Here is a 24520-nt window from a genome sequence, read left to right on the forward strand (position 1 = left end):
CCGTGGAAGACAGGAAGCTGCGCATCGCAGCTGTAGGAGATGAACTGCTGGCGGGCCTGGGGGATCCCCGCGCATTGGGTTGGCTCGGACGAGTGCTGGCCCGTACACCCCAGGACTCCGTCGTAGTGGAGAGTTTCCCGCTGCCCTGTCCCATGGAGGGTACTGAGGGGCTCGCCGCCCGTTGGCAGGATGAAGCGGGCAGGCGTTTCAGCGACACGCACGAGAACCGCCTGGTGATCGGCCTGTCCGGGCGCGACCTTGAGTTTGGCTTGTCCACGGCACGGAGCAGGTTGAACCTTGCCAACATCCTGGACGGCGCCTCTCACAGCAGCGTTGAGGTATTTGTGGTCGGCCCGCCGCCCACACTTGACCCGGCACGGAACAAGCGGCTCGCCGAACTCAACACAGCGTTTGCCGATGTCACCACCCGACGGAACCACCACTACGTGGACACGTTCTCGCCCTTGCTCAACCACGAGCAGTGGAGGACTGACCTGGCCGCCAATGGAGGAACCCCCGGGCAGGCCGGTTACGGCTTGATCGCATGGCTCGTCCTGCACCGCGGTTGGTTCCAGTGGTTGAACATCGCACAGCCGGAGTAGTTGAGAGGCGGCCCTGCCGGCCCTCTGATCAGCGATAACCATTGCGCCCCTCCAATTCGCGATATATCGTGAATTTATTCAACGCGATATATCGCAATCTGGAGGGGACATGTCTGAGGAGCTATGGACCGTCACCGGTCCGCAAACCATCGAAGTGGACCAGGTCCGATCGCTGAAGCTGGGAATCGTCAAGGGCCGCTTCGACGTGATGACCCACGACGAGGCCTTTGTCCGGATCGAAATCAGCGAGATCACCGGCGACCCGCTGACTGTCACCCTCGTGGATGGCCGGCTGGAAGTCCGCCATCAATTACAGGGTCCGCAGGGCTGGTTCCGCAACCTGATGGGCACGGTCAACAACACCAGCACCAACTCCGTGGTAGTGGGAATCGCCCTCCCCCATGGCGTCGACGTCGAAGCCGGAACGGTGAGCGGGGACGGCATGGTGTCCGGCACCGGCGGCCGCACCCGGCTGAACACCGTCTCCGGCTCCGTCATGGCGGACGGAACCAGCGGCGAACTCCACGTCAACACGGTGAGCGGCGAGGTCATCGCCAGAAACCACGACGGCGTCCTGACCGCCAAAAGCGTCTCCGGCGAAGTTACCGCGTCCGGCACGTTCAAGAACGTCCGGGCCAACACGGTCAGCGGCGACCTCAGCTTCGACCTCCAGGGCTACACGAACGATCTCGGAGCCAACTCCGTTTCCGGTGACCTGACCATCCGGCTGCCCCATGACGTCGGCCTGGACATCGTGGCGAAGTCCGCCAGCGGATCGGTGGTGATCGACGATCAGCTGTACGCCCAGCCAGGAAACAACGTGCACACCATCGTAGGACCCGACGAGCGGCTGATGCTGGTCCGCACCAACACGGTGTCCGGCAAGACGTACATCATGCATGCCTCAGCGCCCACAACCGACCACGAGAACCCCGCCGGCGGGGAAGCGGGCCTCTGATGCCCCCGGTCTTCGCCCACGGGGCCCTGCGCCTCTACCTGCTTGCCTTGCTCGAGGCAGGCCCGAAACACGGCTATGAGCTGATCAAGGCTTTGGGCGACCGTTTTGGCGGTACCTACTCCCCCAGCGCCGGCACCATCTACCCCCGCCTGGGCAAGCTGGAAGAAGAAGGACTTGTTGCCACCGAAACCGAGGGCAGGCGCACCAAGTACTTCATCACCGACGCCGGCCGCGCCGAACTGGACGGCCGAAGAGCGGAACTGGCCGATGTGGAAAACACCATCTCTGCCTCGGTCAGGCGGCTGGCCGACAACCTGCGGGAGGACATCCGGACCAACATGCGCGGCCTGCGGGCGGACCTCGCGGCAACCGCGGAGGCCGCAGGCAGCAGCGCTTCGTCGGCCACGTTCCGAAGCCACACCGGCGGCTACACACCCGAGAGCCAGCGGATCCTGAAGGAAGCTGAGCTGATGGTTCAGTCGTTCAGGGATGACATCCGGGTTGAATTGCGCCAGCACGGCGCTTCGCATCCCTTGACGCCTGTGGCCCTGGAAACTGTCCGTGCCGTGCTGGACCAAGCACGCATTTCGATCCGTAATTCGCTGCGAAACTGAGCGCCTTTTCCCTTCCCGGTCCCGCCGGTTCGCGGCCCGGCACCCGGGTGTGCGAAACTGGAGGGCAGCTTTATTGAGTATCAATCCTTGAAGGAGGCCAGCTATGAGCAAGCGTGCACGTAAGCGTCGTGACCGTAAGCGTGGCGGCGCGAACCACGGCAAGCGTCCCAACACCTAAGCCAGCGGCTTAGTGTCACATGCCTAAAAGCGAGGGCCCCGGAAACCATTCGGTTTCCGGGGCCCTCGACGCTTAATACCTTTTGCCGGGACGGATCAGGCGTCCACGGGCTTGATGGAGTGAATCCTGTCAAGAATGGAATTCTTGAGGTTCTCCGGTGCTGACTCAGTACACGAACGCTTAACCATGGTGCGGATGAGGCATTCGAGGTCATACTGCTCAGCGCATTCCCCGCACGTATCCAGGTGCTGCTTGATTTCACTGAGGTCATCACGGGTCAACGCACCGTCGAGATACTCATAAATCCGTTGCATTCGCGTATCGTCGCAATCGCCCAATCCCTGGCAGTCGCTCATTTCTCTTTCTCCTGATTGTTGCTTCCGGCCGCGGCCTGATCTTCGGTATGGGCCCTGAAGCCCCGTTCGGCGGCATAATCCGCCAGCATGTCCCGCAGCATTTTCCTGCCGCGGTGCAACCGCGACATCACCGTGCCGATGGGAGTGTTCATAATTTCTGAGATCTGCTTGTACGCATATCCCTCGACGTCCGCGAAGTAGACCGCCAACCGGAATTCCTCCGGGATGGCCTGCAACGCGTTCTTGACGTCGGAGTCCGGCAGATGGTCCAACGCCTCGGCTTCCGCGGACCGCAGCCCTGCGGAGGTGTGGGACTCGGCCTTGGCCAACTGCCAATCCTCAATCGTGTCCGAATTGGACTGCAGGGGTTCCCGCTGACGCTTTCGGTAGAGATTGATATAGGTGTTGGTCAGGATGCGGTACAACCATGCCTTGAGGTTGGTCCCGGGCTTGTACTGGTGGAAGGCGGAAAAGGCCTTGGTGTAGGCCTCCTGGACCAGGTCTTCCGCGTCCGAAGGGTTCCGCGCCATCCTCATCGCTGCCGAGTACAGCTGGTCCACATACTGCATGGCGTCGCGCTCGAATCGGGCACGCCGCTGCTCGGACGTCTCAGAGGAGACGTCGACGGCGGCCGTCGCCTCCGCAGTGCCCTCTGCGGACGATTCGGCTGCTTCATACATGGCCGCTGCGGCCGGTTCAATGGTGCTCATCGTTGCCAAGTCTACTGTCAGCTTGGGTGAAACCAGCTGTGAACCGTACCCCGGCTCTGACAGGACCGCCCGGTCCTTAACCAAAGTCAAAAAACCAACTCCGTTCAGCGAAGCGGCAACACCATGCCGCGGTCCGGTCTCCACCGCACCTGTTGTTCACAACGGCCGCCGCTGGGTAAATATTCCGCAAAGGTGCAAGACTAGAGCAGACTGCACCCCGTGAACACAACACTCATCCAATAGTGTGGCAAGCCATCCAGGAGGCAAGACATGTCTGTTATCCGTTTTCTCGCGCGTCCCATGCTCGCGTCCAGCTTCGTCGTCGCAGGTCTGGAAAAGCTACGGAACGCGGACGACACCGCGAAGCAACTCTCGCCTGTACTGCGCCGCGCATCGGAGTCCCTGCCCTTCAAGGCAGACGAGAAGACCCTTGCCCGTGTTATCGGCGGCGCCCAGCTGGGCGCCGGGACATTGCTCGGCCTGGGCAAGCTCTCCCGTTTCGCCGCAACCGTGCTGGTTGTGACGTCCGCCCTTAACTCCTATGTGGAGTGGCGCTCAGCCGATATCAGCACCAAGGAAGGCCGGATTGCCCGCAAGGCACGGCTCCTCAAGAACATTTCCCTCACGGGAGGCGTCCTGCTTGCTTCCGTTGACACCGAGGGCCGGCCAAGCATCGCATGGCGGGCCGAGCACCTCGCGGCCGACGCCAGGAAGGTCACCGGCAAGCAGATCAAGCGCGCCGACAAAGCAGTTCGCAAGGCCGTAGACAACGCAGTTGGAGCATAAGGAAGCATGACAGGCACCACCCCCGCCAACACCGACCCAGCAGCTACCGAAACCTCGCTTCCGCTATGGTCCGCCCCGTACGCCCAAGGCCCTGTGGATGCGACGGTGACGGTCCCGGGTTCGAAGTCGTTGACCAACCGGTACCTGGTGCTTGCAGCTTTGGCGGATGGGCCGTCACGCCTGCGGGCTCCCCTGCATTCCCGCGACTCTGCCCTCATGATCCAGGCCCTTCGGCAGCTCGGCGCCACGGTCACTGAAGAACCCGGCGACGGCGACTACGGACCCGACCTCCTGATCACGCCGCTGGATCCCCTGGCTACAAGCGCAGAAACCGCCATCGATTGCGGGCTGGCTGGAACTGTGATGCGTTTTGTTCCGCCGCTCGCGGCGTTGCGCCGCGGGGCTACCGTGTTCGACGGCGATCCGCATGCGCGCAACCGACCCATGGGCACCATCATCGAGGCCTTGGTGGCGCTGGGGGTTCCTGTCGCCGCTGAAGGCGGCAGGACGCCGTCGGCCCTTCCGTTCACGGTGGAAGGCACCGGGGAGGTGCGCGGGGGGCACTTGGTGATCGATGCCAGCGCTTCGTCGCAGTTCGTCTCTGCCTTGCTGCTGGTGGGTGCGCGTTTCACCGAGGGCCTGCACCTGGAGCATGTAGGCAAGCCCGTTCCGAGCCTTGACCACATCTCGATGACGGTGGCGACCCTCCGCAGCGTCGGGGTCTCGGTGGACGATTCGGTGCCGAACCACTGGCGGGTATCCCCCGGTCCCATCAGCGCCTTTGACCAACGGATTGAGCAGGACCTCTCCAACGCCGGCCCCTTCCTGGCAGCTGCGCTGGCTACCAAGGGAACAGTCCGCATCCCCAACTGGCCATCCGGCACCACGCAGGTGGGCGACATGTGGCGGAGCATCCTCGCCACCATGGGAGCGGAAGTCACTCTTCAGGACGGGACGCTGACCGTTACCGGTGGTCAGGAGATCAAGGGCGCGGACTTCGACGAAACCAGCGAACTCGCACCCACCGTTGCCGCGCTCTGCGCACTTGCAGCCGGCCCTTCGCGTCTCACGGGCATTGCCCACCTACGTGGCCACGAAACTGATCGGCTCGCGGCCCTGGTGGCCGAGATCAACAGGCTGGGTGGTGACGCTGAGGAAACGGCTGACGGCTTGGTTATCCGGCCGGCTGCCCTGCATTCCGGGATCGTGCACAGCTACGCGGACCACCGCATGGCCACAGCGGGTGCCATCCTTGGCCTCGCCGTCGAAGGGGTCAAGGTCGAAGACATCGCCACGACGTCTAAGACCATGCCGGAGTTCCCGGACATGTGGGTTCGGATGCTCGGGACTGCCGGCGCGGAAGAGGCCGGCAACTGACCATGGCCCGCGACGCACGCTCCTGGGACGAGTCCGATGTCCGTATCCGTCCCAACAAAAAAGGGTCACGCCCCAGGACCAAGGACCGCCCAAGCCACGATGACGCCGTCATTGGGCGCATCATCACCGTAGACCGGGGACGGTACCGGGCAATTGTCGGGGAAGACACCGACAACGAGCGCCTGGTCATCGCAGCACGGGCCCGTGAACTGCGGCGTAACCCCGTGGTCCCGGGTGACTTCGTCGCCCTGGTCGGAGATGTCTCCGGAGACCCGGATACCCTCGCCCGCCTGGTCCGGGTGGAGGAGCGCAGGACGCTCCTGCGCCGCAGTGCTGACGACACCGATCCGATCGAACGTGTCGTCGTGGCCAATGCCGATCAACTCGTGGTGGTGGTGGCGGCCGCGAACCCCGAGCCCCGGACCGGATTCATCGACCGCGCCCTGGTGGCCGCGTATGACGCCGGCATCGAGCCGCTGCTGCTCATCACCAAGGCGGACGTCAAGGACCCGGCGGAACTGCTGGCGAACTACCTCAGCCTGGACTTCCCCGTAATCATCAGCCGGACCGCCGATTCAGGGGCCGGCGGCATTGACGCGCGTTCCGACGACGGCCTGTCCGCCCGCCTCGACCGGGATGCCGTCGCGCAGCTCCGCTCCCACCTCGGCGGAAAAGTAACTGTCATGCTCGGCCACTCCGGTGTGGGCAAGTCCACCATGGTCAACGCCCTGACGGGAGCCGAACGCGCCACTGGCGGCGTAAACGCGGTGACGGGCCGCGGCAGGCACACCTCCTCGTCGGCCCTGGCCCTTAAACTCGATGACGCCCCCACGGGAAGCTGGATCATCGATACTCCCGGCATCCGCTCCTTCGGTTTGGCCCATGTGGACCCGGACCGGATCCTGCGTTCCTTCCCCGATTTGGAGCCCGGCACGGATGGCTGCGAGCGCGGCTGCAAACACGACGCAACCGCCATCAATTGCGGACTGGATGCGTGGGTCAACGAAGGCCATGCCGGACCGTCAGGCGTCGCCCGCCTTGCCTCACTGCGTCGCTTGCTTGGGGCTGATCCCCGGCTCGAAGCGAAAGAGGCCAAGGAATTGGGCACGGTCAACTGATCGTGGCGGCTTCACGTCCCCACTGCGGCCAGTGATTCAGGATAGTTTGGTGGCATGACCCATCCCGTTTCCACCTACAACGATGACTTGCGTCTCGCCCACGTCCTCGCAGACTCAGTAGATGCCCAGACCATGGATCGCTTCAAAGCGCTGGACCTGCAGATCGAAACCAAGCCGGACCTCACACCCGTCACAGATGCGGACAAGGCCGCGGAGGAAGCGATTCGCGGCCAGCTGTCCCGTTCCCGCCCCCGCGACGCCGTCTTGGGCGAGGAATTCGGCAGCAGCGGACACGGCTCGCGTCGTTGGATCATCGATCCCATCGATGGCACCAAGAATTTTGTTCGCGGTGTTCCGGTATGGGCAACGTTGATTGCGCTGGTCGATGAAGGCGAACCGGTTGTTGGCGTAGTGAGCGCCCCGGCTCTGGGCAAGCGGTGGTGGGCAGCCAAGGACATGGGCGCTTACATGGGCCGTTCGCTCGCCTCCGCCACACGCCTGAAGGTTTCCAACGTCTCCCGGTTGGCGGACGCGTCGATGTCGTACTCGAGCCTTTCCGGCTGGAAGGAACGCGGCAACCTCGACGAATTCATGGGACTCACAGAGGACATCTGGCGTACTCGCGCCTACGGGGATTTCTGGTCCTATTGCCTGGTCGCCGAAGGCGCCGTGGATATCGCCTGCGAACCTGAGCTGAATCTCTACGACATGGCTGCCTTGGTGCCCATCGTCACGGAAGCCGGCGGACGCTTCACGTCGCTGGAGGGCGAAGACGGACCGTTCGGCGGTAACGCGTTGGCCACCAACTCGATATTGCATTCGGAGGTCCTCAAGCGCCTCAACCCTGGGCTGGACGACCTCCTCTAGCTCCGGTTGCGGCACGGCCCGCATCGAACCATCACGAAATTTTCGACGGCGGACGACCCCTTTTGGGGCCGTCCGCCGTTTTATCTTCGCCCAATGACGACTTTTTCGTTCCACGTAACAATGCGCTTAACAATGTCCACCGGCTTTGGAGTGGCTGATGGGTATGCCCTAACCTTTTTTACAGGTCACGAGTGCCAGCGCTAAACCCCGGTTTGCTGGCCGGCAACCCTCCATTCGCGGTGGGGTGCCCCGGGTGACGACCCGGCCGGTCCGGAACGGATACGGCAAGCGCGGATCCCCCATGCGGGGGTCCCTCTTAAGTGAGGTCCCATGAGCACCGTTACGTTCAACGCCAACACCATTCCGTCGTTTGCTGAGGCAAGCGCAGTGCCGGTTGCTGCTGCACGTCCGCTGGCCGCTGTCACGGGCGCGGAGTTGCAGGCGCCCCTGATCCAAGGCGGCCATGTCCGTTATGCCAACCTCGACTACGGCGCATCGGCACCTGCCCTGACCATCGTCTCGGCGCACCTCAACGAGGTCTTGCCTTACTACGCCAGCGTTCACCGCGGTGCGGGTTTTGCTTCGCAGATCAGCACCTCTGTCTACGAAAATTCCCGGAACATCGTGCGTGAATTCGTGGGCGGCCGGGCTGATGACTCCGTGATTTTCACCCGCAACACCACTGACTCCCTGAACTTGCTGGCCGGATGCCTCCCCGTGGTTGATGGCCAGGTCGCTGGCGAGGTCCTGTACCTGGACATCGAACACCACGCCAACCTGCTGCCTTGGCAGGGTGTGCCCCACCGAAGCGTCGTTGCAGCACCAACCCTGGCCGCCACGTTGGATAAACTCCGCGATGAACTCGCCCAAGGCGGCGTGAGCCTGCTGGCGGTCACAGGCGCTTCGAACGTCACCGGTGAAATCCTCCCCATCGCCGAACTGGCTTCCCTTGCCCACGGGTTCGGCGCACGGATCGTGGTGGACGCCGCCCAACTTGCACCCCACCGCCGCATCAACATCGCAGAAGCGGACATCGACTACCTGGTCTTCTCCGGCCACAAGCTCTACGCTCCGTTCGGCGCTGGAGTGGTGGTGGGGCGCCCTGACTGGCTCGACGCCGGCGTCCCCCACCTGGCTGGCGGCGGAGCCGTCCGTGAAGCCCGGTTGGACTCGGTCAGCTGGGCTACCGGACCGGCCCGCCATGAGGGCGGTTCTCCCAACGTCCTGGGAGCGGCAACCCTGGCCCGCGCCACCCAGGTGTTGGCCGGCCTGGATGAGCAGGAATGGCATGACCATGAAGCGGCCATACGTTCCTACCTTGTTGAAGGCCTGGAAGCGATTGAGGGCGTCTCTGTCCACAAGATCTTCAGCGATTCCGTAGACACCATTGGTGTGGTCAACTTCTCCGTGGAAGGCTTCGACGCCGGTTTGGTCGCCGCCTACCTCGCGGCGGAACACGGTGTCGGCCTTCGGGATGGCCGGTTCTGCGCCCACCCGCTGCTCAAGCGCCTGGGATTGCCGTCAGGTTCGCTGCGGGCAAGCTTCGGCGTCGGCTCCCGGTTGGAGGACGCCACCAGGTTGCTGGCAGGCATCGAGGAACTCAAGCGCAACGGACTTGGCTGGGACTACGTAGTGGACGAAGGCCGCTGGGTGCCCGCGAACGACCACCGCAGCTACCCTGAATGGGCACCCAATACTCCGGGCACGGCAGGCGCAGCGCCCTGCACTGTGGACTAGGAATCCGCGCACCAAAGGGTTCCACGGCTGCGGTAAATTCGTAGGGTACCTTTTGGCAACCCTGTGAAGGAGCTCCGCGTGTCCACGCCGTCCCCCGGAGCCGCGAGTCATCCGGCGGTCATTCCCGGACCAGCAGGACCACGCGGTCCCAAGCTCCACGCCACCCGCAGGCACGAACTGGGCCAAAGCTTCCAGGACGGCGGGGAACATTATGACCGCGTGCGCCCCGGATACCCCATGGACTCCCTGGAATGGATCCTGCCCCAAGGGGCCCTGACAGCGGCCGACATCGGGGCGGGCACCGGCAAGTTCACGTCGCTTCTCCTCCAGCGGGACCTGGAGGTTGCCGCCGTCGATCCTTCACCGGACATGCTGGAACAACTGCGCAAAAGCTATCCGCAGGTCAACGCACTGGTGGGAACAGCCGAGGCAACAGGGCTGACGGACTCAGCATTCGACGTCGTCAGCGTTGCGCAGGCATGGCACTGGTGCGACCCCCTCCCCGCCAGCACGGAGATCGCCAGGATCCTCAGGCCCGGCGGAACGATGGGCTTGGTGTGGAACCAGCTGGACACGTCCATTCCCTGGGTCCACAGGCTGTCCCGGATCATGCACGCAGGAGATGTCCACAAGCCGGGATTCCGGCCAGTTATCGGTCCGGAGTTCCATGGCCTGGAACGCCACCTGACCACATGGGAGGATCCCCTGACTCCGGAGGACATCATGGAGTTGGCGAAGTCGCGCAGTTACTACCTCCGTGCCGGCGAGGCCACCCGGGCGAAAGTCATGGATAACCTCCAGTGGTACCTCCACGAACATCTTGGACATGCTGCGGGCGAAACAGTGCCCGTGCCCTACGTGACGCAAACGTGGCGTGCACTCAAGGTCCAGGGTGCGCCGCCACGGTAGGCTTGGTGTGTGAAGACCAGTACGCCCTCCTCCTCGATCGAGGACTACGTCAAGGTCATCTACTCCTATACGGAGTGGCAGGACAAGCCGATCACGTCCTCCCAGCTCGCCCAAAGGCTGGGCGTGGCCAACTCCTCCGTCTCGGAAATGGTCCGCAAGCTCAAAGACCAGGGCTTGGTTGACCACCAGCCCTACAGCGCCATTCGACTGACCGCTGAAGGCATGCGGCTGGCCTTGTCCATGGTGCGTCGGCACCGGCTCATCGAAACCTACCTTGTGGAGGAACTGGGCTACAGCTGGGACGAGGTCCACGACGAAGCAGAGATGCTTGAGCATGCGGTGTCCGACACCTTCATCGAACGCATGTCAGCCAAGCTTGGACACCCCGTCCGGGATCCGCACGGCGATCCCATTCCGTCGGCAGACGGAATGGTGGACTTGCCGCACGCGTACCAAATGATCGAACTGGACCAAGGGCATGCCGGGAAGATCACCCGCATCAGCGACGAAAACCCCGATCTCCTCCGTTACCTGGCTGCCCAGGACATCGCGCTGGACGCGCCTGTTGAAGTCATGGGGCGCAAGCCGTTCGGTGGGGCACTCGTTGTGAGGATCGGCAGCGGACCGGATCGCCGTGAGTTTGACCTGGCCGATGAAGTCGCATCGGCCCTGTGGGTCCAAAGCGCAGGAGTCCATCCTGGGTGCGTGCTCCCCGGGCGCTGAAGCAGCCGCACGTCCGGCTAGCTGCGCTGGCTGGCGGGACCGCCGTCGTCGGACGCCGTATCAGTAACGCTTCCGGCAGAGGCAGCCGCTTCGCGCGGCGGGTTCCGGATCCCGACGGCGGACGCCAGGCCCCCGATGACGAAAAGGGCCGCGGTGACCAGCAAGGCATTATCCAGGCCCTGCCGCGTGAACACCGGTCCAACGATCACCCCGGCGAAGGCAATGGTAATCAAGCCGGCAATGCGAGCCACTGCGTTATTGACCGCCGAGCCTATACCGGCCTCCTCCGTGGGCACTGCACCCAGTATCGCCGCCGTCAGGGGAGCCACCAGAGTAGCCAAACCCACGCCAAAGACAATCTGGCCGGGAAGCACCTGCGTCCAATAGTTGAGGGGCTCCTGGACCGTCAATGACATCAGGAAGCCCACGCCGCACAACAACGGACCTGCCGTCATGAACCAACGAGGGCCATACTTGCCGGCAAGGCCGCCAAAATACGACGCACACAGCATCAGGATGACCGTACCCGGAAGCAGTGCAATGCCGGCCAATGTCGCACCCATACCGCCCACCTGCTGAAGGTAGATGCCCAGGACGAAGAACCCCAGCGAAATCCCGCCGTAAATAGCCAAGGTAGCCACGTTGCCCCACGCAAAATTGCGGATAGCGAAGAGCCGCAGCGGCAGCATCGGCTGGGCAGTCCGCGCTTCGTGGACAAGGAAGAGTGCCAAAGCTACCGCCCCAACCACCAGCGGTGCCCACACCAGCGGGCTCTCCCAGCCCATCCTGCCCTGCTCGATGAAGGCATATACGGGACCACCCAGGCCGACCATCGCCAGGAACGCACCGAGATAGTCGATCTTCTTGCTCTTGTCCCGTGCGGCGTCACTTGCTCGCAAGCCCGACAGCATAGGCCAGATCAGGGCTGCAGGGACAACGTTGATGAAGAAAATGACCCGCCAGGAAAGCAAATCCACAGAGACACCGCCGATAAGCGGCGCCACAATGGCAGCCGCGCTGGTCCACCCGGACCACTGGCCAATGGCTTTGGACTGGGCAGGGCCGGAGAACGAGGTAACGATCATGGCCAACGAACTCGGGACCAGGAGCGCACCGGCAATTCCCTGCAGGGCACGTGAGACTACAAGGACTTCGCCGGTCCAGGCAAGCCCGCACATCACCGAGGTCACCGCGAACCCGGCCAGGCCCCATTCCAGGATCCTGGCCCTGCCAAAATGGTCGGACAATGAGCCGGCCACCAGGATGAGGGCACCCAACGTCAGCAAGTACGCATCCACCACCCACTGCTGGATGACCAGGCCACCGCCCAGTTCCCGCCCAATGGCCGGAAGTGCGAGATTCACCACAAAACCGTCAAGGATCGCAATGAACGAAGCCACGATTGCCACCACCAGCACGCGTTTTTGGAGCGGGGTGCTCGGTTCCACAGCGGCTGCGTCAGTCATGAGCACAGCCTACGCCGAAGGAGTCCCGTATCGTTGAATGGTGATTAGCAGACGTGACGCCGCCCTGGCCCTGGATATTTCGATGGAAATGGCCCAACGCCACGGCATTCCGTCCCGCCTTAGCGAGGCCGAGCTTCGCGACATGCAGGACAATCCCCCGGCCTGGCTCGTGCAGTCCCGTGCCAACCGCACCGGAAAGCGCCCAGTCTGGGTCCACCTCACATGCGCTGTGTGCGGCTACTCTGAGGCTGTCCGGCCCAAGAAGTGGTGGCCGGACTTCTCGTTCGTCTATTGCGGCACGCACCGGAACTCCGAGCTGCCCAAGCTGTTCCTCGGCGAAGTCCGCAGCGAATACGAAGGCGTTGGCAGCCGCTTCGTCGGCGTCGTGGACGTTCCGGAGAACCAGGCCTAGCCGGCTAACCCGCCTGCTGGCTCATCTCCGAAGGTACTGCGAGAAGCTGGAAGGTCCGGCCCTCCCGCAGCACCGTCAGCGGGAACGGTTCGCCGATCGCCTCCTCAAAGAGCAGCTTCTGGAGGCTTTCCGCGCTGGACACCGCCCTCCCCTGGGCACGCAGCACCAGATCACCTGGCTGGAGTCCGGACCGCTCAGCAGGTGAGCCCGCGATCACCTCGACGACGCGTAAGCCTTCCTTCTGGCCTGTCCGCACCACGGCACTGGCGTCAAGGGGTATCGGGGTGCTGACCAGGCCCAGGTAGGCTCGACGCACCCGGCTATCCCGCAGCAACGAGGCAATGATCCTCTGCGTCGTCCTGTTGATGGGAACAGCCAACCCCAGCCCAAGTCCGGCGACAGCAGTGTTGATGCCGACGATGCGGCCCCTCGTATCAGCCAAAGCCCCACCGGAATTTCCTGGATTCAGCGCAGCATCGGTCTGGATGACATCTTCAATCACCCGCCGGTGTTCTCCTGCCCGGACAGGGATGGAGCGACCCAGGCCACTGACCACGCCGGCAGTCACGGACCCGGCCAGGCCGAGGGGGTTCCCCACGGCGATGACCAACTGCCCTACACGCAAAGAGTCCGCGTTACCCAGCAGCGCCGGAGGCGGCGTGGATCTCAACCCACGGACCACAGCAAGATCTGACAGAGGATCGGCACCCACCAACTCCACGTCGGTGTGCTTACCGTCCGCGAAGACGGCCCGGCCGGACTGAATGCCCGCCACGACGTGGGCGTTCGTCAGCAGGTACCCGTCGCCCGTAAACACGACGGCGGATCCGCTTCCCACACGCACTTGGCCACGGCGCCCTGTGCTTGTCATTTCAATGGCAGCAACATGGGGTGTTACGGACTCCGCCACCCTGATGACGAGCTGCGAATACGCGTCCAGGGCCTCGTCTTCGTCCGGGTGTTGTTGTTCAAACTCAGGCTCGGTACTCATCACTTGCCTCCTGCCAAACGTCGGACCGCGATCCGCACGCCCCGTCCGGCTTCGCGCTTACCCAGTACAACGACCGGGGTTGGGGGGCTAGTCCGGTTTACGGTACGCCGTGGGTGAACGTGGCTTACGGGCAGGTAGTTTTCGGCACGAAGAAAGCCCCCGGATCGCGAGGATCCGAGGGCTTTCCGGGGTGGAGATGGGGGGAATTGAACCCCCGTCCGATGTCGTGTTGTCAGGGCTTCTCCGGGCGCAGTTTGCGTCGGATTTTCTCGGCCCCAGCCGTCCTGCAAACAGGCGGCTGATCCGGGCCCAGTCATCTAAGAGTCCCGTTTACCTCAATGACGAAGGCAAACAGCAGTGGCTATCTAAATGACGCCAGGAACCGGGGCGATAGCAACCCCGGGCTGACGGACTGTCTTACTGCTTAGGCAGCGAGAGCGAAGTCAGTGCGCTTAGATTCGGCACTTATTGGTTTGCAGACAGCGTTTACGAGATAATTCTGCATCCTCGGCCCGCTTCACCTGTCGCGACTAACATCGTCGAAACCGATCATCCCCGTATTTTGTTACCAAACCGTCGGACTGTGGAAGCTCCGCCGGACTACTTAGCATAGCGCATTAATCGGAAGTTTCATTCCCGGACACGCGCCTTGGCCGGCTAACGTCGGTTGCGTTCACGCAGTTCACGCAGGGACTCACGCTTATCCTGCTGCTCGCGGAGGGTCTGCCGCTTGTCGTAATCCTTCTTACCTCGGGCAAGGGCGATCTCGACCTTGGCCCGCCCGTCGAGGAAATACAGCTGAAGCGGAACGACGGTGAAGCCGGACTCGCGGATCTTTTGCGAAATCTTGTCCAGTTCCTCGCGATGCAACAAGAGCTTACGACGCCGGCGTGCGGCATGGTTGGTCCAACTCCCCTGGTTGTACTCAGGGATGTGGATACCCTCCATCCACAGCTCGTCGTTGTAGAAGGTGCAGAAGCCATCCACCATGGACGCATGGCCCTCGCGGAGGGACTTCACCTCGGTTCCCATGAGGGCAATGCCTGCCTCATAGGTATCAAGAATGAGGTAGTTGTGCCGGGCCTTCCGATTGGTGGCCACTACCTTACGGCCACTTTCCTTGGGCACGGTAGAACTCCTTGTTAGATGCGGATTTCAACTAGTGTACGCCAGCCCCGGCGGGCCCCCGCACCTTAGAGAAGGGTCATGGGGTCCACTGCCGAGCCGTTGAGCCAGGTTTCGAAGTGCGCATGGCAACCAGTGGAGTTACCTGTGCTGCCCGAGTAGGCAATGAGCTGCCCTGCCGAGACCTGCTGACCATTGGCAACCACAATGCTGCTGTTGTGATAGTAGATGGTGGTCAGCGAGTTGCCTTGGACAACGCCGTGGGAAATCTTGACCCGCCAGCCACCTCCGTCTGCTGAGTTCCAGCCGGAGTTGAACACCTGGCCCGCGGCGGCCGCGTAGACGGGGGTACCGCAGGCCGCACCGAAGTCGATGCCGGTGTGCATGTAACCACCCGTGCCGTAGAAGTCGATAGTGCCCGGCGGCGTTGCACGCCAACCGAACCCCGATGTGATGGGCACAGCGCTGGCGAACGGGTGCCGCAAACCGAATGCCGAAGGTGATCCCGCAGCGGGCGGAACATAAGGCTGCTCCGGGGGCGCCGGCCTACCCTGTGCTGCCGCAGCCGCGGCTGCGGCAGCAGCGGCCTCCGCAGCGATACGCCGTTGCTCCGCTTCCCACGCTTCCCGCAATTTGCGGTCCCGCTCCACAATCTCAGCTGCAACGCTGTCCTGTTCGGACTTCACCCGAGCGAGGTTGGCTTCGATCCCGGGTTTGGCCGCTTGCAATTGTCCGTTCAAGCGGGTGGTGTCTTCGATCAGCTTGTCGACTTCGGCTTTCTTGCTCGCAGCCTCATCCCGGGCCGCTTTCTCCCGCTCCAGCGCGGCATCAGCCTTGGCCTTCAGGTCCTGGATTTCCTCCTCGACCGCAACCAGCCGCGCCTGTGAGTTCACGTTCGTGGCGTTTTGCTGCGTCAATTTGGTCATCGCTGCGTTTTGGCTGCGCATCGCCTGGTCAGCCAAATCCATGGACTCGGTCAGGCTTCCTGTTTCGCTGGAGCCGAACAAGAGGGCGATGTTGGTAGGCACGCCACCCGATTTGTACGCCTGGGACGCAATCTGCCCGATCAGCTTTTTGGTGTCAGTGATTTTTTGTTTATCACTTTCCAGCTGTTCGGTAATCTTCGCTTTGTTCTGCTGGGCAAGCTCTACCCGGGCAGCCAACGCTTCGACTTCCTTGACTGCGCCGGCAACCCGGCCCTGAGCCTCAAGCAGCGCCTGCTGGGCTCCCGGAAGACGGCCTTGGTAGATCACCAGGTCACCTGCGGCCTTCGCGATATTCGCATCCACGAATTCCAGGGAGGCCTGCACCCTGGCCGACTCTGCTTCCAGGGCGGCCTGCTGGTCATCCAGGTTGTCTGCCTGCGCGGTTGGGGCACCTGAAAGGAGGCTGACAGCCAGACCCACGGCAAGGGCAGCACCCAGAATCCGAACGTGGCCGGACGCAAGGCGCCGACGCAGGGAGGTCGGGTCCAACGTGGTCATCAGGAGTCCTTTTCGCTTGTCAGCACGGTTGTTCGGTGAAACGGGAGGGTCATGGCTAAACCTTCAGGTAGCGCCGCAAGGTCAATAGTGACGATATACCAGCGAGCCCCGCACCCAGCGCAATGAGGACCGGAGCGATCACCAGGACCTGCGCTGACGAGATGAACGGCGTATTAAGGAATTGCCTGGACAGGTCGCCATTGAGCCAGAAATGAGCCATCAGCCACAGGGTGACCGAAGCCAACAAAGCTCCAACGACGGCGGCTATGACGCCTTCGAGGATGAACGGCAGTTGGATGACCATCTTGGAGGCGCCCACGAGCCGCATAATGCCGGTTTCGCGACGACGGCTGAAGGCTGAAAGGCGGATGGTTGTCGTAATCAGCAGCACCGCACAGAAAATCATCACCGCAGCAACGCCAATAGCAGCCACGGAGGCGCCGTTCATCCACGAGAAGATGCGTTCAAGGACCTGTCTTTGGTCACTCACGGTCTCGACGCCCGGCTGGGAGGAGAACGTTTCGCTGATGATCTGGTACTTCTCAGGGTTCTTCATGTTGATGCGGAACGAGGCCGGCAGCTGGTCCTCGGACACGGAGTCCACGATCGGTGAGTTGGAGAACTGTTCCTTGAAGTGCGTGTAGGCCTCGGCCTGGGATTCGAACTGGAAGTCGTTGATGTACTGCTTGACGGCAGGGGACTCCAGCATTGCCTTCAGGTTGTCCTGCTGCTCCTGCGTGGCCGGACCGGATGCGCAGCCAACCGCCGTCGAACCGTCGTTGCAGAGGAAGACCGCCACCTGGACTTTGTCGTACCAGTAGCCCTTCATCTGGTTGATCTGCATCTGCAGCATCCCCGCAGCGCCCACGAACGTCAGGGAAACAAAAGTCACCAATACTACGGAAATCACCATCGACAGGTTGCGGCGTAAGCCACTGCCGATTTCCCCGAGGATAAAGAGGAGCCTCACAGCTGTGCCCCCTGAGCCCGGTCGAGTTCCTCGCCGCTGGCATCGCGCAGACGGCGCGACTCCCCCACCACAGGAATCATCGATGTGTACAGGGCCTTGGCTTCGTCGCGAATGACCTTACCGTTCTTAAGTTCCACCACGCGCCGGCGCATCTCGTTGACGATGTCGTCGTCGTGGGTGGCCATGACCACCGTGGTGCCGTTCTGGTTGATTTTGTCCAGGACTCCCATGATTCCCATCGAAGTGATGGGGTCCAGGTTTCCGGTCGGCTCGTCTGCCAGCAGGATGCCGGGGCGATTGACGACGGCGCGGGCGATCGCCACGCGCTGCTGCTCACCACCGGAGAGCTCATGCGGCATTCGCCGTTCCTTGCCTTCCAGACCCACTGTTTTCAGGACCTCGGGCACTGTCTCGCGGATAATAGAGCGGCTCTTGCCGATGACCTGCATCGCGAAGGCCACATTGGCAAAGACGTTTTTCTGGGGCAGAAGGCGGAAATCCTGGAAGACCACGCCAATTCCGCGCCTGAGCTTGGGGACCCGCCAGCTTGAAATGTTGGCGACGTTCTGGCCCGCGACGTAAACGGACCCGGAGGACGCTTTGTCTTCCTTCAGGATCAGCCGCAGGAACGTGGACTTGCCTGAGCCCGAGGCACCGACGAGGAACGTGAATTCGCCGCGGTTGATCTCAAGGCTGACAGAGTCGAGCGCCGGTCGGGCATTCTGCTCGTAGACCTTGGTGACATTCTCAAATCTGATCATGGCCCTTTAGAACCCCGCCGGACATGACGTAGTCGCCCAGTCCAACAGCCGGAGCGCGGGCTTTCGATGGGGGAAGTGAGAGCACCGGCCACTCGACTATACGCACGGGTAGGGAGCTAAACCGGACCTTTAAGGGGCGTGTCGCCGAATCCGGACCGACTCCTCACAGCCTTTGACAGCCTGCGGGATCTGCTGACTGCTGTACGGCCTAGCTGGCAGCGGCGTTGCGGTTGCCCGTGCGCCAACGGATGCCAGCGTCAATGAAGTCGTCAATATCGCCGTCCAGCACTGCCGATGTGTTGCCCACTTCATGTTCCGTGCGCAGGTCCTTGACCATCTGGTACGGATTGAGCACATAGGAACGCATCTGGTCGCCCCACGACGCTTTGACGTCACCGGCCAGTGCTTTCTTCTCCGCGTCTTCTTGTTCTTTCTTGACCAACAAGAGGCGGGACTGAAGGACCCGCATGGCCGCTGCGCGGTTTTGGAGCTGTGATTTTTCGTTCTGCATGGAGACGACAATTCCAGTGGGAATGTGCGTCAACCGTACTGCGGAGTCGGTGGTGTTGACCGACTGGCCACCCGGTCCCGAGGACCGGAAGACGTCCACCCTGATTTCGTTGTCGGGAATCTCGATCGAGTCCGTCTGTTCAATCAGGGGTATGACCTCCACGGCCGCAAAGGAGGTCTGCCGCCGGCCCTGGTTATCGAAAGGGCTGATGCGGACCAGGCGGTGGGTGCCCGCCTCTACGCTCAGTGTGCCGAACGCATATGGCGCCTTGACCTCGAAAGTGGCGGACTTCAAACCCGCTTCTTCCGCATAGGAAGTGTCCATGACAGTGGTCGGATAACCATGGCGTTCTGCCCAGCGCAAGTACATCCTCATCAGCATCTCGGCGAAATCGGCGGCATCAACGCCCCCTGCCCCCGCCCTGATCGTGACAACTGCTTCCCGCTCGTCGTACTCACCCGAGAGCAGGGTAACGACTTCGAGTTCCTCCAGTGCCTTGCGGATGGAGGCCAATTCCTTCGCGGCTTCGGCCATGGAAGCTTCGTCGCCTTCGTCCTGGCCCAACTCCACCAGCACCTCGAGGTCATCGATGCGGGAAGCAAGCTTCGACAGTCGCTCAACTTCCGACTGCCGATGCGACAGCCGGGACGTGATCACCTGGGCTGCTGCGGGGTCGTCCCAAAGGTCCGGCGCACCGGCTTGCTCGCTCAGTTCAGCGATCTCAGCTTTGAGGGCATCAACATCCGTGACGTTCTCGATGGAGCCGTAAGTTGCGCGAAGGGCGCGGATTTCTGCGGGAAAATCAATGTCAGCCATGGTTATCCCAGCGTACGCTATTCATCGGACTCCCCCGTCGGGGCCGGACACTTTGGCCCGTATCATTACTGCGTTAGCCTCGACCGTGCAGTGGATTTGGCCTCAACAGCGATACCGTCGGGAAGCAGGAAACTGATCACTGGCGGATGGGCGATGGACGCCAGGACCACAACAGCGGTATCCCCCGGGCCACGCCCTGTTTCAGCTTGCACGGTCAAATGGTCATGGCTATCGAAAGCATGGCTTTTGTCCAAGTACGAGCCTGCCGCCGCAAGCACCCTGCTGTCCGCCAACGTGGTCGATGGCGAGCTTCCCCCGCCTATCTCCCCCGCAACGTACGCATCCGCGGCAGCGAGCGCTGCTCCGTCAGCCAGGGAGAGCAGCTTCTTGTGTTCCAGGTACACAGCGGATGCGGCCATCACCGCTGTTGCCAGCAGGAGGGACAACGCCACAAACCCGATGATAAGAACTGTCATTTGGCCGTCCTCCGAGGCTGTCCTGCTGCATCTGCAACCCGTCATCTGTATCGCCCCACAACCTGTGTTGCTGTCGCACTCACCCTGCTTGCCGTCAGTTGGCCGGCGTCCGCAAACGGCATCATGGGCAAGGGAACATCCAAGTGCACAACGACGGAAACCGTGGCACCCGCCGATGAGCAGTCTGATCTGTCGCACGAGACCTCAAAGCTGGCTTGCTCGGGAGTGTAGCCATAATCCTTCAGTGCAACGAGGACAGTTTGCTCAGCCGCCCGTTGGGCGCCCGCCGGGTTTGATTGGGCAACATAGACCTTCGCGGCTTGGTCCGCCGCCCCCACCACGGCGAAGGAACCGCCCTGCAGTTGGCCGACAGTCACGACGAAATAGACCACCGGGACCATTAAAAGCAAGGCCAGGAAGATGAACTCGACCGCAGCGCTTCCTTCCTGCGCCCCGCTGGGAATCGCATGAGGTACGCGGCCCGCCCCGACTTCTGTCCGCACGCCCAGGGCGTCACCGAGCCTTTGCCGCATAGCCGTCCACAGCAGACTCCTTAGGTCAGCCCGGGAGAACCGCATGTCCTTTCACCTCCATCAGTCCGACGGGCCCGATCAAACCCAGCATCGGAAAAGGCGCCCTGACAGTCACCTCCATGGTGCGAAGGCCGTCGGTCGTAGCCTCGGCCGCAGTAACCTCACGTGGGAAGTCGGCACTCAGGGCAGAGCCGATCAGCTCAGAAGCACGCTCTTTGGCGTCGGTCGGTGTCCTGTCCGCCAATGATCCGTAGCGTGCACCGGAGGCCGCAGCATCGATGAGCGTATTCCGGACATGCAAGACCAAGGTGAACTGGATGATTGACAGGAACAACAGGGTCAGCAACGTCCCGACCAGAACAAAATCGACGACCGCTGACCCCTGCTCGTCGGGAGCTGCCGAGGCCGCCGATCGACGCCAATGACCCAAGGTACGGACCCTTCCGCGCCGCGGCCTACTTGGCAACCTGATGGATTGCCTGGTTAAAGAGGTCCTTTAGGGCCGGCGCAGCGAGGGCCAACAGCCCCGCAACCAGGACGGCTGACATCAGTGTGATCATGACCCAACCCGGTACGTCCCCCCGTTCATGGTCGTCCGTGGCCGGCATTGTCTCCCCCAGTCCGGCCGTGAACCAAGAGCCGCAACCAAGTACCAGGACCCAGGCTGCAATTGTGCTTTGAGCTTTTTTCTTCATGATTTCCCCACTATGTGTCGAGCTGGTGTTGAAGCAGCTTGTTGGTGAACAGGATGATGAGATGGACCTGGCCAGCCTCCTAGAGGCTGATTTCCAGGGCTGCAATGGCTGGGAAGGCGGCAAAAACCACCGTGAGTGGAAGTACACCGAAAACGAGCGGCACCATCATGGCGATCTCTTTCCGGCCGGCTGATTCCATCAGCTCGCGTTTGGCGGCGTCACGGACGTCGGCAGCCTGCGCCCTGAGTACGCCGGCCAGTGGAGTGCCGCGTTCCACAGCAACCACCAGCCCGTCGAAGAACCTGACGAGGGGTGGCAGCTCCGCCCTGGAGGAAAAGCCTCGCAGGGCCTCTGGCAGCGGCTTTCCGGAGCGGGCATCCGCGATGACCCTGGCGAATTCGGCGGAAAGCTCGCCGCTGGAGCTGCGGGTCACCCTGTCCATGGCGCCCATCGCGCTCTCCCCTGCAGCAACGGCCAAGGCCATGAGCTCGGCAAGGCCTGGAAATTCGGACAGCATCCTGGACTCGCGCCGCTTGATGTGTTGGCCAAGAACGTAGTCACGCAGCAGATAACCCGCCAATGCACTTCCGATGACCGCGACCACCAGTAGTGCCGGGCTGAACTGTCCAGTCGCTGCCCGGACAGCAACCACCAGAACAGCAAGCACGAAGCCAGCGCCGGCCCACAGCAATTGCTCGGCCCTGTAATCAAGAGTCGACTTCTGCGAACCCGCCCGCGCCAACCGCTTGGCCAGGGCGGTCGAACCGACATTGAACCGGGAAAGTTGCCGCATTGCGTCACGAATCACTGGACGGAGTATCCGTTCCAGGGGTCCGAATGGCGTCAGGTTCTGCGTGGGAGGGCGCAGAAGGCGCGATTCGAGGTTCTTGGACTTCAGCTGCGGTTCGATTCGTTCGGCCAGAGTGATGCCGCGCAGAAAAGGCAGGCGAACCATCGTCAGCCACACCCCTGCCCCAAGCAGGAGTCCACACAGGACCGCGAGCGCTGTTGTTGAACTCATGCAAGGATCCGTTCGTCCTCAGGCAACGCGCCTATCCGCAGCATGACCGCGTAGCAGATCACGGAGACCAGGAGGCCTCCCAGCAGCACCATGGCGCCAAGGGGTGAGCTGTAGGCCCGCATCGCCTCCGGCCGGCTTGCCATCACCACCAGGATGATCCACGGGGCCGCGACGGCGAGGCGGGCGGCGTTAATCGTCCAGGATTGCCGGGCCTCAAGCTCGCTGCGTGTCCGGGCACTATCCCGCAGGAACTCAGCGAGGGTGCCAAGCATCCGGCCAAGGTCGGATCCGCCCACCTCCCGGGTCATCCGAAGTGCTTCGATAATCCGGTCTGCCACTGGATCAGCCAGTCGCTCCTTCAGCCTGTTCAAGGCAGCATCGAATTGTCCACCCGACCTGTAATCGGCCCCGAAGTCGAGGAACAGGGCACGCAATTCATCCGGCCCGTTGTGACCCAACTGAATCAGTGCCTCCGGCAACGCCAGGCCCGCCCGGATGGCGGAGCGCAGATGATCCACCACGTCCGGCCAAAGGACGCGGAGCGCCGCGCGGCGCTTCTTCGCCCTCCAGCGAACCACGCCGAAGGGCACCCAGGAACCGAAAATTGCGAAGCACACAGCGATGGGAAGCGAGGCCGTCAGCACAAAGAAGACGAGAAGGGCGAGAAGGCCACATCCAGCGCAGGTCGCAATGAGCCCGCCAGCCGTTACCTTTTCTATCCCCGCCGATACCAGCAAGAGGTCCAGTCGCCGCGGCTTGGCTTTCTTCTTTCCGGCGGGCTGCTCCCACGTGGACCACCACACCAGAAATACGCCAAGACCACAGAGAATCCCGAGAAGCGGTGCCATCAGTTCAACTCCAGGAGGGCGGCAACATCGAAACCTGCCCGGGCAAACTTCTCGACCGCGGGCATGGAATTGGCTCTGGGCTGCAACTGGCCGCCAACCATGCCAAAGACTTGGGATGACTCGATGATCCCGTTCTCCACGCGGCGCCCCAGGGAGAGCACCTCGGTAACCTGCCTGCGCCCGGTGGAGTGGCGACCGCAGTGCACCACGAGGTCTATGCATGAAGCGACCGTGGGTAGGACGAAGGCACTGGAAATGTTGGCCCCTGCCAGCAGTGGCAGGGTACAGATCTTCGTTACGGCGTCATGAGCGGAGTTGGCGTGCACCGTACACATACCGGGAAGGCCCGAATTGAGTGAGATCAGCATGTCCAGGCTTTCGGCTTCACGGACTTCTCCCACGATCAGCCGGTCGGGCCGCATACGCAGGGCTTCCTTCACCAGCCGACGCAGCGGGATTTCGCCCTCGCCCTCCAGGTTGGGCTGCCTGCACTGCAGGCCCACGACATCGCGGAGCGGCAGTTGAAGCTCGAAGATTTCTTCTACCGTTATTACCCTTTCGCGGGAACCGACGTTCGCCGCCAGGCAGTTCAGCATGGTGGTTTTTCCCGCTTGGGTGGCCCCGGACACCAAGATGTTGAGGCCACTGGCCACGGCAGCGCCCAGGAATCTGGCTGCTTGGGGTGTCAGACTTCCCAGCTCGACGAGGTGCTCCAGGCGGCTTGCCCTGGCAATAAATTTCCGGATATTCACGGCCCAGTGCTTCCGGGTGATATCGGGGATGGCTACGTGCAGCCTTGAGCCGTCCGGCAGCGCAGCATCCACGAACGGCGATGATAGGTCCAGCCGCCGGCCCGAGCTCTTAAGCATCCTTTCGACGAGGTCCCGGACCTGCTGCTCGGTGAGGCTCAGAGCAGTCAGTTCAGATTCCCCGTTCCGGGCCACGTAAATTTCATGGGGAGCATTAATCCAGACCTCCTCGATGGAGGGGTCATCCAGGAGTGGCTGCAAGGGACCGAAACCGGCGACGGCATCAAAGACGTGGCGGCGCGCCGCCTCGAGATGTCCCAAAGGTGGAAGGGGCCCGAGGAGCGCCCGCTCGTCATAGTCGCTGACCGCGGCCTCAACAAGTCGACGCACATCGGCCGTTTGCTCCAAGGGATCCAAACCCCTGCGGCGGATAAGTTCGCGGACCTCGCCCTCGACTATTTTTACAGCGTCCACATCTCCCCCAATGGTCACGGATTGGTCAACCGAGCGCATCTCGAGTGACTCACGCTAGGCGAGCGCCAAAAGCCCCTCAAGTCACTCGGAGGCACATGTGGATAAGTCAGAATCAGGAGTCACTGCAGTATCGTCAACCCCACTAGTCACTCCAGTTCCAGAATGTTAGGGTAAGGCCGTTAGGAGCTGGCCTTTGGTCCCATGCGCAGGCGCCCGCCCCGGAGCTTGTCCGCAAGCCACACCATGCGCCGCT

General features: G+C 62.5%; 28 protein-coding genes, 1 other RNA gene and 1 riboswitch. Of the genes, 12 read left to right on the plus strand and 17 right to left on the minus strand.

The features are described from left to right. The first annotated feature begins 2 nt into the window (after window positions 1–2). The 4 genes from NEK97_RS07350 (at window position 3) to NEK97_RS19950 (ending at window position 2352) form a co-directional block, all read left to right on the plus strand. The gene (locus NEK97_RS07350) at window positions 3–602 is read left to right on the plus strand and encodes a GDSL-type esterase/lipase family protein (protein ID WP_014922202.1); all 600 of its coding nucleotides are present in this window, start codon (window positions 3–5) and stop codon (window positions 600–602) included. A 109-nt stretch (window positions 603–711) separates the two neighbouring features. Continuing rightward, window positions 712–1560, plus strand: a complete 849-nt coding sequence (locus NEK97_RS07355; RefSeq protein ID WP_257369171.1) for a DUF4097 domain-containing protein — start codon at window positions 712–714, stop codon at window positions 1558–1560. Next, the gene (locus NEK97_RS07360; protein WP_257369172.1) at window positions 1560–2174 is read left to right on the plus strand and encodes a PadR family transcriptional regulator; all 615 of its coding nucleotides are present in this window, start codon (window positions 1560–1562) and stop codon (window positions 2172–2174) included. The genes NEK97_RS07355 and NEK97_RS07360 overlap by 1 nt, the downstream gene beginning before the upstream one ends. A gap of 103 nt (window positions 2175–2277) precedes the next feature. Continuing rightward, a complete protein-coding gene (locus tag NEK97_RS19950; protein ID WP_369299106.1) occupies window positions 2278–2352 on the plus strand; it encodes a 50S ribosomal protein bL37 in 75 nt (24 codons plus the stop codon). A gap of 95 nt (window positions 2353–2447) precedes the next feature. Here NEK97_RS19950 and rsrA read toward each other — a convergent pair whose 3' ends face one another. Both rsrA and NEK97_RS07370 read right to left on the minus strand, forming a co-directional pair. Then, complete coding sequence (rsrA, locus tag NEK97_RS07365) at window positions 2448–2708, minus strand: mycothiol system anti-sigma-R factor (protein ID WP_235520566.1); 261 nt, start codon at window positions 2706–2708, stop codon at window positions 2448–2450. Further along, on the minus strand, window positions 2705–3508 hold the full coding sequence (locus NEK97_RS07370; RefSeq protein WP_235520567.1) for a sigma-70 family RNA polymerase sigma factor: 804 nt from the start codon (window positions 3506–3508) through the stop codon (window positions 2705–2707). The genes rsrA and NEK97_RS07370 overlap by 4 nt, the downstream gene beginning before the upstream one ends. 180 nt (window positions 3509–3688) lie before the next feature. Here NEK97_RS07370 and NEK97_RS07375 point away from each other — a divergent pair, with 180 nt between their 5' ends. The 7 genes from NEK97_RS07375 to NEK97_RS07405 all read left to right on the plus strand — a co-directional run bounded on the left by NEK97_RS07375 (window position 3689) and on the right by NEK97_RS07405 (window position 10935). After that, complete coding sequence (locus NEK97_RS07375; protein WP_257369173.1) at window positions 3689–4204, plus strand: DoxX family membrane protein; 516 nt, start codon at window positions 3689–3691, stop codon at window positions 4202–4204. A 6-nt stretch (window positions 4205–4210) separates the two neighbouring features. After that, a complete protein-coding gene (gene aroA / locus NEK97_RS07380) occupies window positions 4211–5581 on the plus strand; it encodes a 3-phosphoshikimate 1-carboxyvinyltransferase (RefSeq protein ID WP_257369174.1) in 1371 nt (456 codons plus the stop codon). Window positions 5582–5583: 2 nt separating this feature from the next. Then, window positions 5584–6699 carry a ribosome small subunit-dependent GTPase A gene (locus NEK97_RS07385; RefSeq protein ID WP_235520570.1) on the plus strand — a complete coding sequence of 372 codons (1116 nt, stop codon included), beginning with the start codon at window positions 5584–5586 and terminating at the stop codon, window positions 6697–6699. 54 nt (window positions 6700–6753) lie between these two features. Further along, on the plus strand, window positions 6754–7566 hold the full coding sequence (gene hisN, locus NEK97_RS07390) for a histidinol-phosphatase (protein ID WP_211711505.1): 813 nt from the start codon (window positions 6754–6756) through the stop codon (window positions 7564–7566). 183 nt (window positions 7567–7749) lie between these two features. Further along, window positions 7750–7863, plus strand: a riboswitch (SAM riboswitch). A gap of 33 nt (window positions 7864–7896) precedes the next feature. Further along, window positions 7897–9303 (plus strand): aminotransferase class V-fold PLP-dependent enzyme, encoded by a 1407-nt coding sequence (locus NEK97_RS07395; protein WP_257369175.1) that lies wholly within the window; start codon window positions 7897–7899, stop codon window positions 9301–9303. Between the two features lie 120 nt (window positions 9304–9423). Next, window positions 9424–10212 (plus strand): class I SAM-dependent methyltransferase, encoded by a 789-nt coding sequence (locus tag NEK97_RS07400; RefSeq protein WP_257369293.1) that lies wholly within the window; start codon window positions 9424–9426, stop codon window positions 10210–10212. A gap of 9 nt (window positions 10213–10221) precedes the next feature. Then, entirely contained in the window at window positions 10222–10935 is a 714-nt protein-coding gene (locus NEK97_RS07405; RefSeq protein ID WP_257369176.1) for a metal-dependent transcriptional regulator, read from the plus strand. A gap of 17 nt (window positions 10936–10952) precedes the next feature. On the opposite strand, the gene NEK97_RS07410 is transcribed toward NEK97_RS07405, so the two are convergent. Further along, window positions 10953–12401 carry an MFS transporter gene (locus tag NEK97_RS07410; RefSeq protein ID WP_257369177.1) on the minus strand — a complete coding sequence of 483 codons (1449 nt, stop codon included), beginning with the start codon at window positions 12399–12401 and terminating at the stop codon, window positions 10953–10955. A 37-nt stretch (window positions 12402–12438) separates the two neighbouring features. Here NEK97_RS07410 and NEK97_RS07415 point away from each other — a divergent pair, with 37 nt between their 5' ends. Continuing rightward, entirely contained in the window at window positions 12439–12813 is a 375-nt protein-coding gene (locus tag NEK97_RS07415; RefSeq protein ID WP_235520574.1) for a hypothetical protein, read from the plus strand. A 4-nt stretch (window positions 12814–12817) separates the two neighbouring features. On the opposite strand, the gene NEK97_RS07420 is transcribed toward NEK97_RS07415, so the two are convergent. From NEK97_RS07420 to NEK97_RS07485, 14 genes are all read right to left on the minus strand, one after another. After that, window positions 12818–13804, minus strand: a complete 987-nt coding sequence (locus NEK97_RS07420; RefSeq protein WP_257369178.1) for a S1C family serine protease — start codon at window positions 13802–13804, stop codon at window positions 12818–12820. Window positions 13805–13992: 188 nt separating this feature from the next. After that, window positions 13993–14361, minus strand: a transfer-messenger RNA (tmRNA) gene (ssrA, locus tag NEK97_RS07425). Between the two features lie 100 nt (window positions 14362–14461). After that, entirely contained in the window at window positions 14462–14932 is a 471-nt protein-coding gene (smpB, locus tag NEK97_RS07430; protein WP_235520576.1) for an SsrA-binding protein SmpB, read from the minus strand. Window positions 14933–14997: 65 nt separating this feature from the next. Beyond that, window positions 14998–16413, minus strand: a complete 1416-nt coding sequence (locus NEK97_RS07435; protein WP_235520577.1) for a M23 family metallopeptidase — start codon at window positions 16411–16413, stop codon at window positions 14998–15000. Between the two features lie 55 nt (window positions 16414–16468). Continuing rightward, window positions 16469–17383, minus strand: a complete 915-nt coding sequence (gene ftsX, locus NEK97_RS07440; RefSeq protein WP_211711497.1) for a permease-like cell division protein FtsX — start codon at window positions 17381–17383, stop codon at window positions 16469–16471. After that, the gene (gene ftsE / locus NEK97_RS07445) at window positions 17380–18144 is read right to left on the minus strand and encodes a cell division ATP-binding protein FtsE (RefSeq protein ID WP_026540084.1); all 765 of its coding nucleotides are present in this window, start codon (window positions 18142–18144) and stop codon (window positions 17380–17382) included. The genes ftsX and ftsE overlap by 4 nt, the downstream gene beginning before the upstream one ends. Window positions 18145–18352: 208 nt before the next feature. Beyond that, the gene (gene prfB / locus NEK97_RS07450) at window positions 18353–19471 is read right to left on the minus strand and encodes a peptide chain release factor 2 (RefSeq protein WP_257369179.1); all 1119 of its coding nucleotides are present in this window, start codon (window positions 19469–19471) and stop codon (window positions 18353–18355) included. A gap of 65 nt (window positions 19472–19536) precedes the next feature. Then, window positions 19537–19947: a pilus assembly protein TadG-related protein gene (locus NEK97_RS07455; RefSeq protein WP_257369181.1), complete on the minus strand. Its 411-nt coding sequence runs from the start codon at window positions 19945–19947 to the stop codon at window positions 19537–19539. A 41-nt stretch (window positions 19948–19988) separates the two neighbouring features. After that, window positions 19989–20480 (minus strand): hypothetical protein, encoded by a 492-nt coding sequence (locus tag NEK97_RS07460; RefSeq protein ID WP_257369182.1) that lies wholly within the window; start codon window positions 20478–20480, stop codon window positions 19989–19991. Between the two features lie 25 nt (window positions 20481–20505). Then, entirely contained in the window at window positions 20506–20910 is a 405-nt protein-coding gene (locus tag NEK97_RS07465) for a TadE/TadG family type IV pilus assembly protein (RefSeq protein WP_257369183.1), read from the minus strand. Window positions 20911–20935: 25 nt separating this feature from the next. Next, entirely contained in the window at window positions 20936–21175 is a 240-nt protein-coding gene (locus NEK97_RS07470) for a hypothetical protein (RefSeq protein ID WP_257369184.1), read from the minus strand. A gap of 79 nt (window positions 21176–21254) precedes the next feature. Next, window positions 21255–22196, minus strand: a complete 942-nt coding sequence (locus tag NEK97_RS07475; protein WP_257369185.1) for a type II secretion system F family protein — start codon at window positions 22194–22196, stop codon at window positions 21255–21257. After that, on the minus strand, window positions 22193–23044 hold the full coding sequence (locus tag NEK97_RS07480) for a type II secretion system F family protein (RefSeq protein ID WP_257369186.1): 852 nt from the start codon (window positions 23042–23044) through the stop codon (window positions 22193–22195). Before NEK97_RS07480 ends, NEK97_RS07475 begins: the two co-directional genes overlap by 4 nt. Then, window positions 23044–24267: an ATPase, T2SS/T4P/T4SS family gene (locus NEK97_RS07485; protein WP_257369294.1), complete on the minus strand. Its 1224-nt coding sequence runs from the start codon at window positions 24265–24267 to the stop codon at window positions 23044–23046. Before NEK97_RS07485 ends, NEK97_RS07480 begins: the two co-directional genes overlap by 1 nt. Window positions 24268–24520: the final 253 nt, after the last annotated feature.

This window comes from Paenarthrobacter sp. UW852, from assembly GCF_024608385.1.
Lineage (GTDB): Bacteria > Actinomycetota > Actinomycetes > Actinomycetales > Micrococcaceae > Arthrobacter.

Excerpts from the sequence above, each read along its gene's own strand:
- NEK97_RS07355 (WP_257369171.1), top strand. The coding sequence starts at position 712 with ATGTCTGAGGAGCTATGGACCGTCACCGGTCCGCAAACCATCGAAGTG.
- NEK97_RS07360 (WP_257369172.1), top strand. The coding sequence starts at position 1,560 with ATGCCCCCGGTCTTCGCCCACGGGGCCCTGCGCCTCTACCTGCTTGCC.
- rsrA (WP_235520566.1), bottom strand. The coding sequence starts at position 2,708 with ATGAGCGACTGCCAGGGATTGGGCGATTGCGACGATACGCGAATGCAA.
- NEK97_RS07375 (WP_257369173.1), top strand. The coding sequence starts at position 3,689 with ATGTCTGTTATCCGTTTTCTCGCGCGTCCCATGCTCGCGTCCAGCTTC.
- aroA (WP_257369174.1), top strand. The coding sequence starts at position 4,211 with ATGACAGGCACCACCCCCGCCAACACCGACCCAGCAGCTACCGAAACC.
- NEK97_RS07385 (WP_235520570.1), top strand. The coding sequence starts at position 5,584 with ATGGCCCGCGACGCACGCTCCTGGGACGAGTCCGATGTCCGTATCCGT.
- hisN (WP_211711505.1), top strand. The coding sequence starts at position 6,754 with ATGACCCATCCCGTTTCCACCTACAACGATGACTTGCGTCTCGCCCAC.
- NEK97_RS07395 (WP_257369175.1), top strand. The coding sequence starts at position 7,897 with ATGAGCACCGTTACGTTCAACGCCAACACCATTCCGTCGTTTGCTGAG.
- NEK97_RS07410 (WP_257369177.1), bottom strand. The coding sequence starts at position 12,401 with ATGACTGACGCAGCCGCTGTGGAACCGAGCACCCCGCTCCAAAAACGC.
- NEK97_RS07415 (WP_235520574.1), top strand. The coding sequence starts at position 12,439 with ATGGTGATTAGCAGACGTGACGCCGCCCTGGCCCTGGATATTTCGATG.
- NEK97_RS07420 (WP_257369178.1), bottom strand. The coding sequence starts at position 13,804 with ATGAGTACCGAGCCTGAGTTTGAACAACAACACCCGGACGAAGACGAG.
- NEK97_RS07435 (WP_235520577.1), bottom strand. The coding sequence starts at position 16,413 with ATGACCACGTTGGACCCGACCTCCCTGCGTCGGCGCCTTGCGTCCGGC.
- ftsE (WP_026540084.1), bottom strand. The coding sequence starts at position 18,144 with ATGATCAGATTTGAGAATGTCACCAAGGTCTACGAGCAGAATGCCCGA.
- prfB (WP_257369179.1), bottom strand. The coding sequence starts at position 19,471 with ATGGCTGACATTGATTTTCCCGCAGAAATCCGCGCCCTTCGCGCAACT.
- NEK97_RS07455 (WP_257369181.1), bottom strand. The coding sequence starts at position 19,947 with ATGACAGTTCTTATCATCGGGTTTGTGGCGTTGTCCCTCCTGCTGGCA.
- NEK97_RS07460 (WP_257369182.1), bottom strand. The coding sequence starts at position 20,480 with ATGCGGCAAAGGCTCGGTGACGCCCTGGGCGTGCGGACAGAAGTCGGG.
- NEK97_RS07470 (WP_257369184.1), bottom strand. The coding sequence starts at position 21,175 with ATGAAGAAAAAAGCTCAAAGCACAATTGCAGCCTGGGTCCTGGTACTT.
- NEK97_RS07475 (WP_257369185.1), bottom strand. The coding sequence starts at position 22,196 with ATGAGTTCAACAACAGCGCTCGCGGTCCTGTGTGGACTCCTGCTTGGG.
- NEK97_RS07480 (WP_257369186.1), bottom strand. The coding sequence starts at position 23,044 with ATGGCACCGCTTCTCGGGATTCTCTGTGGTCTTGGCGTATTTCTGGTG.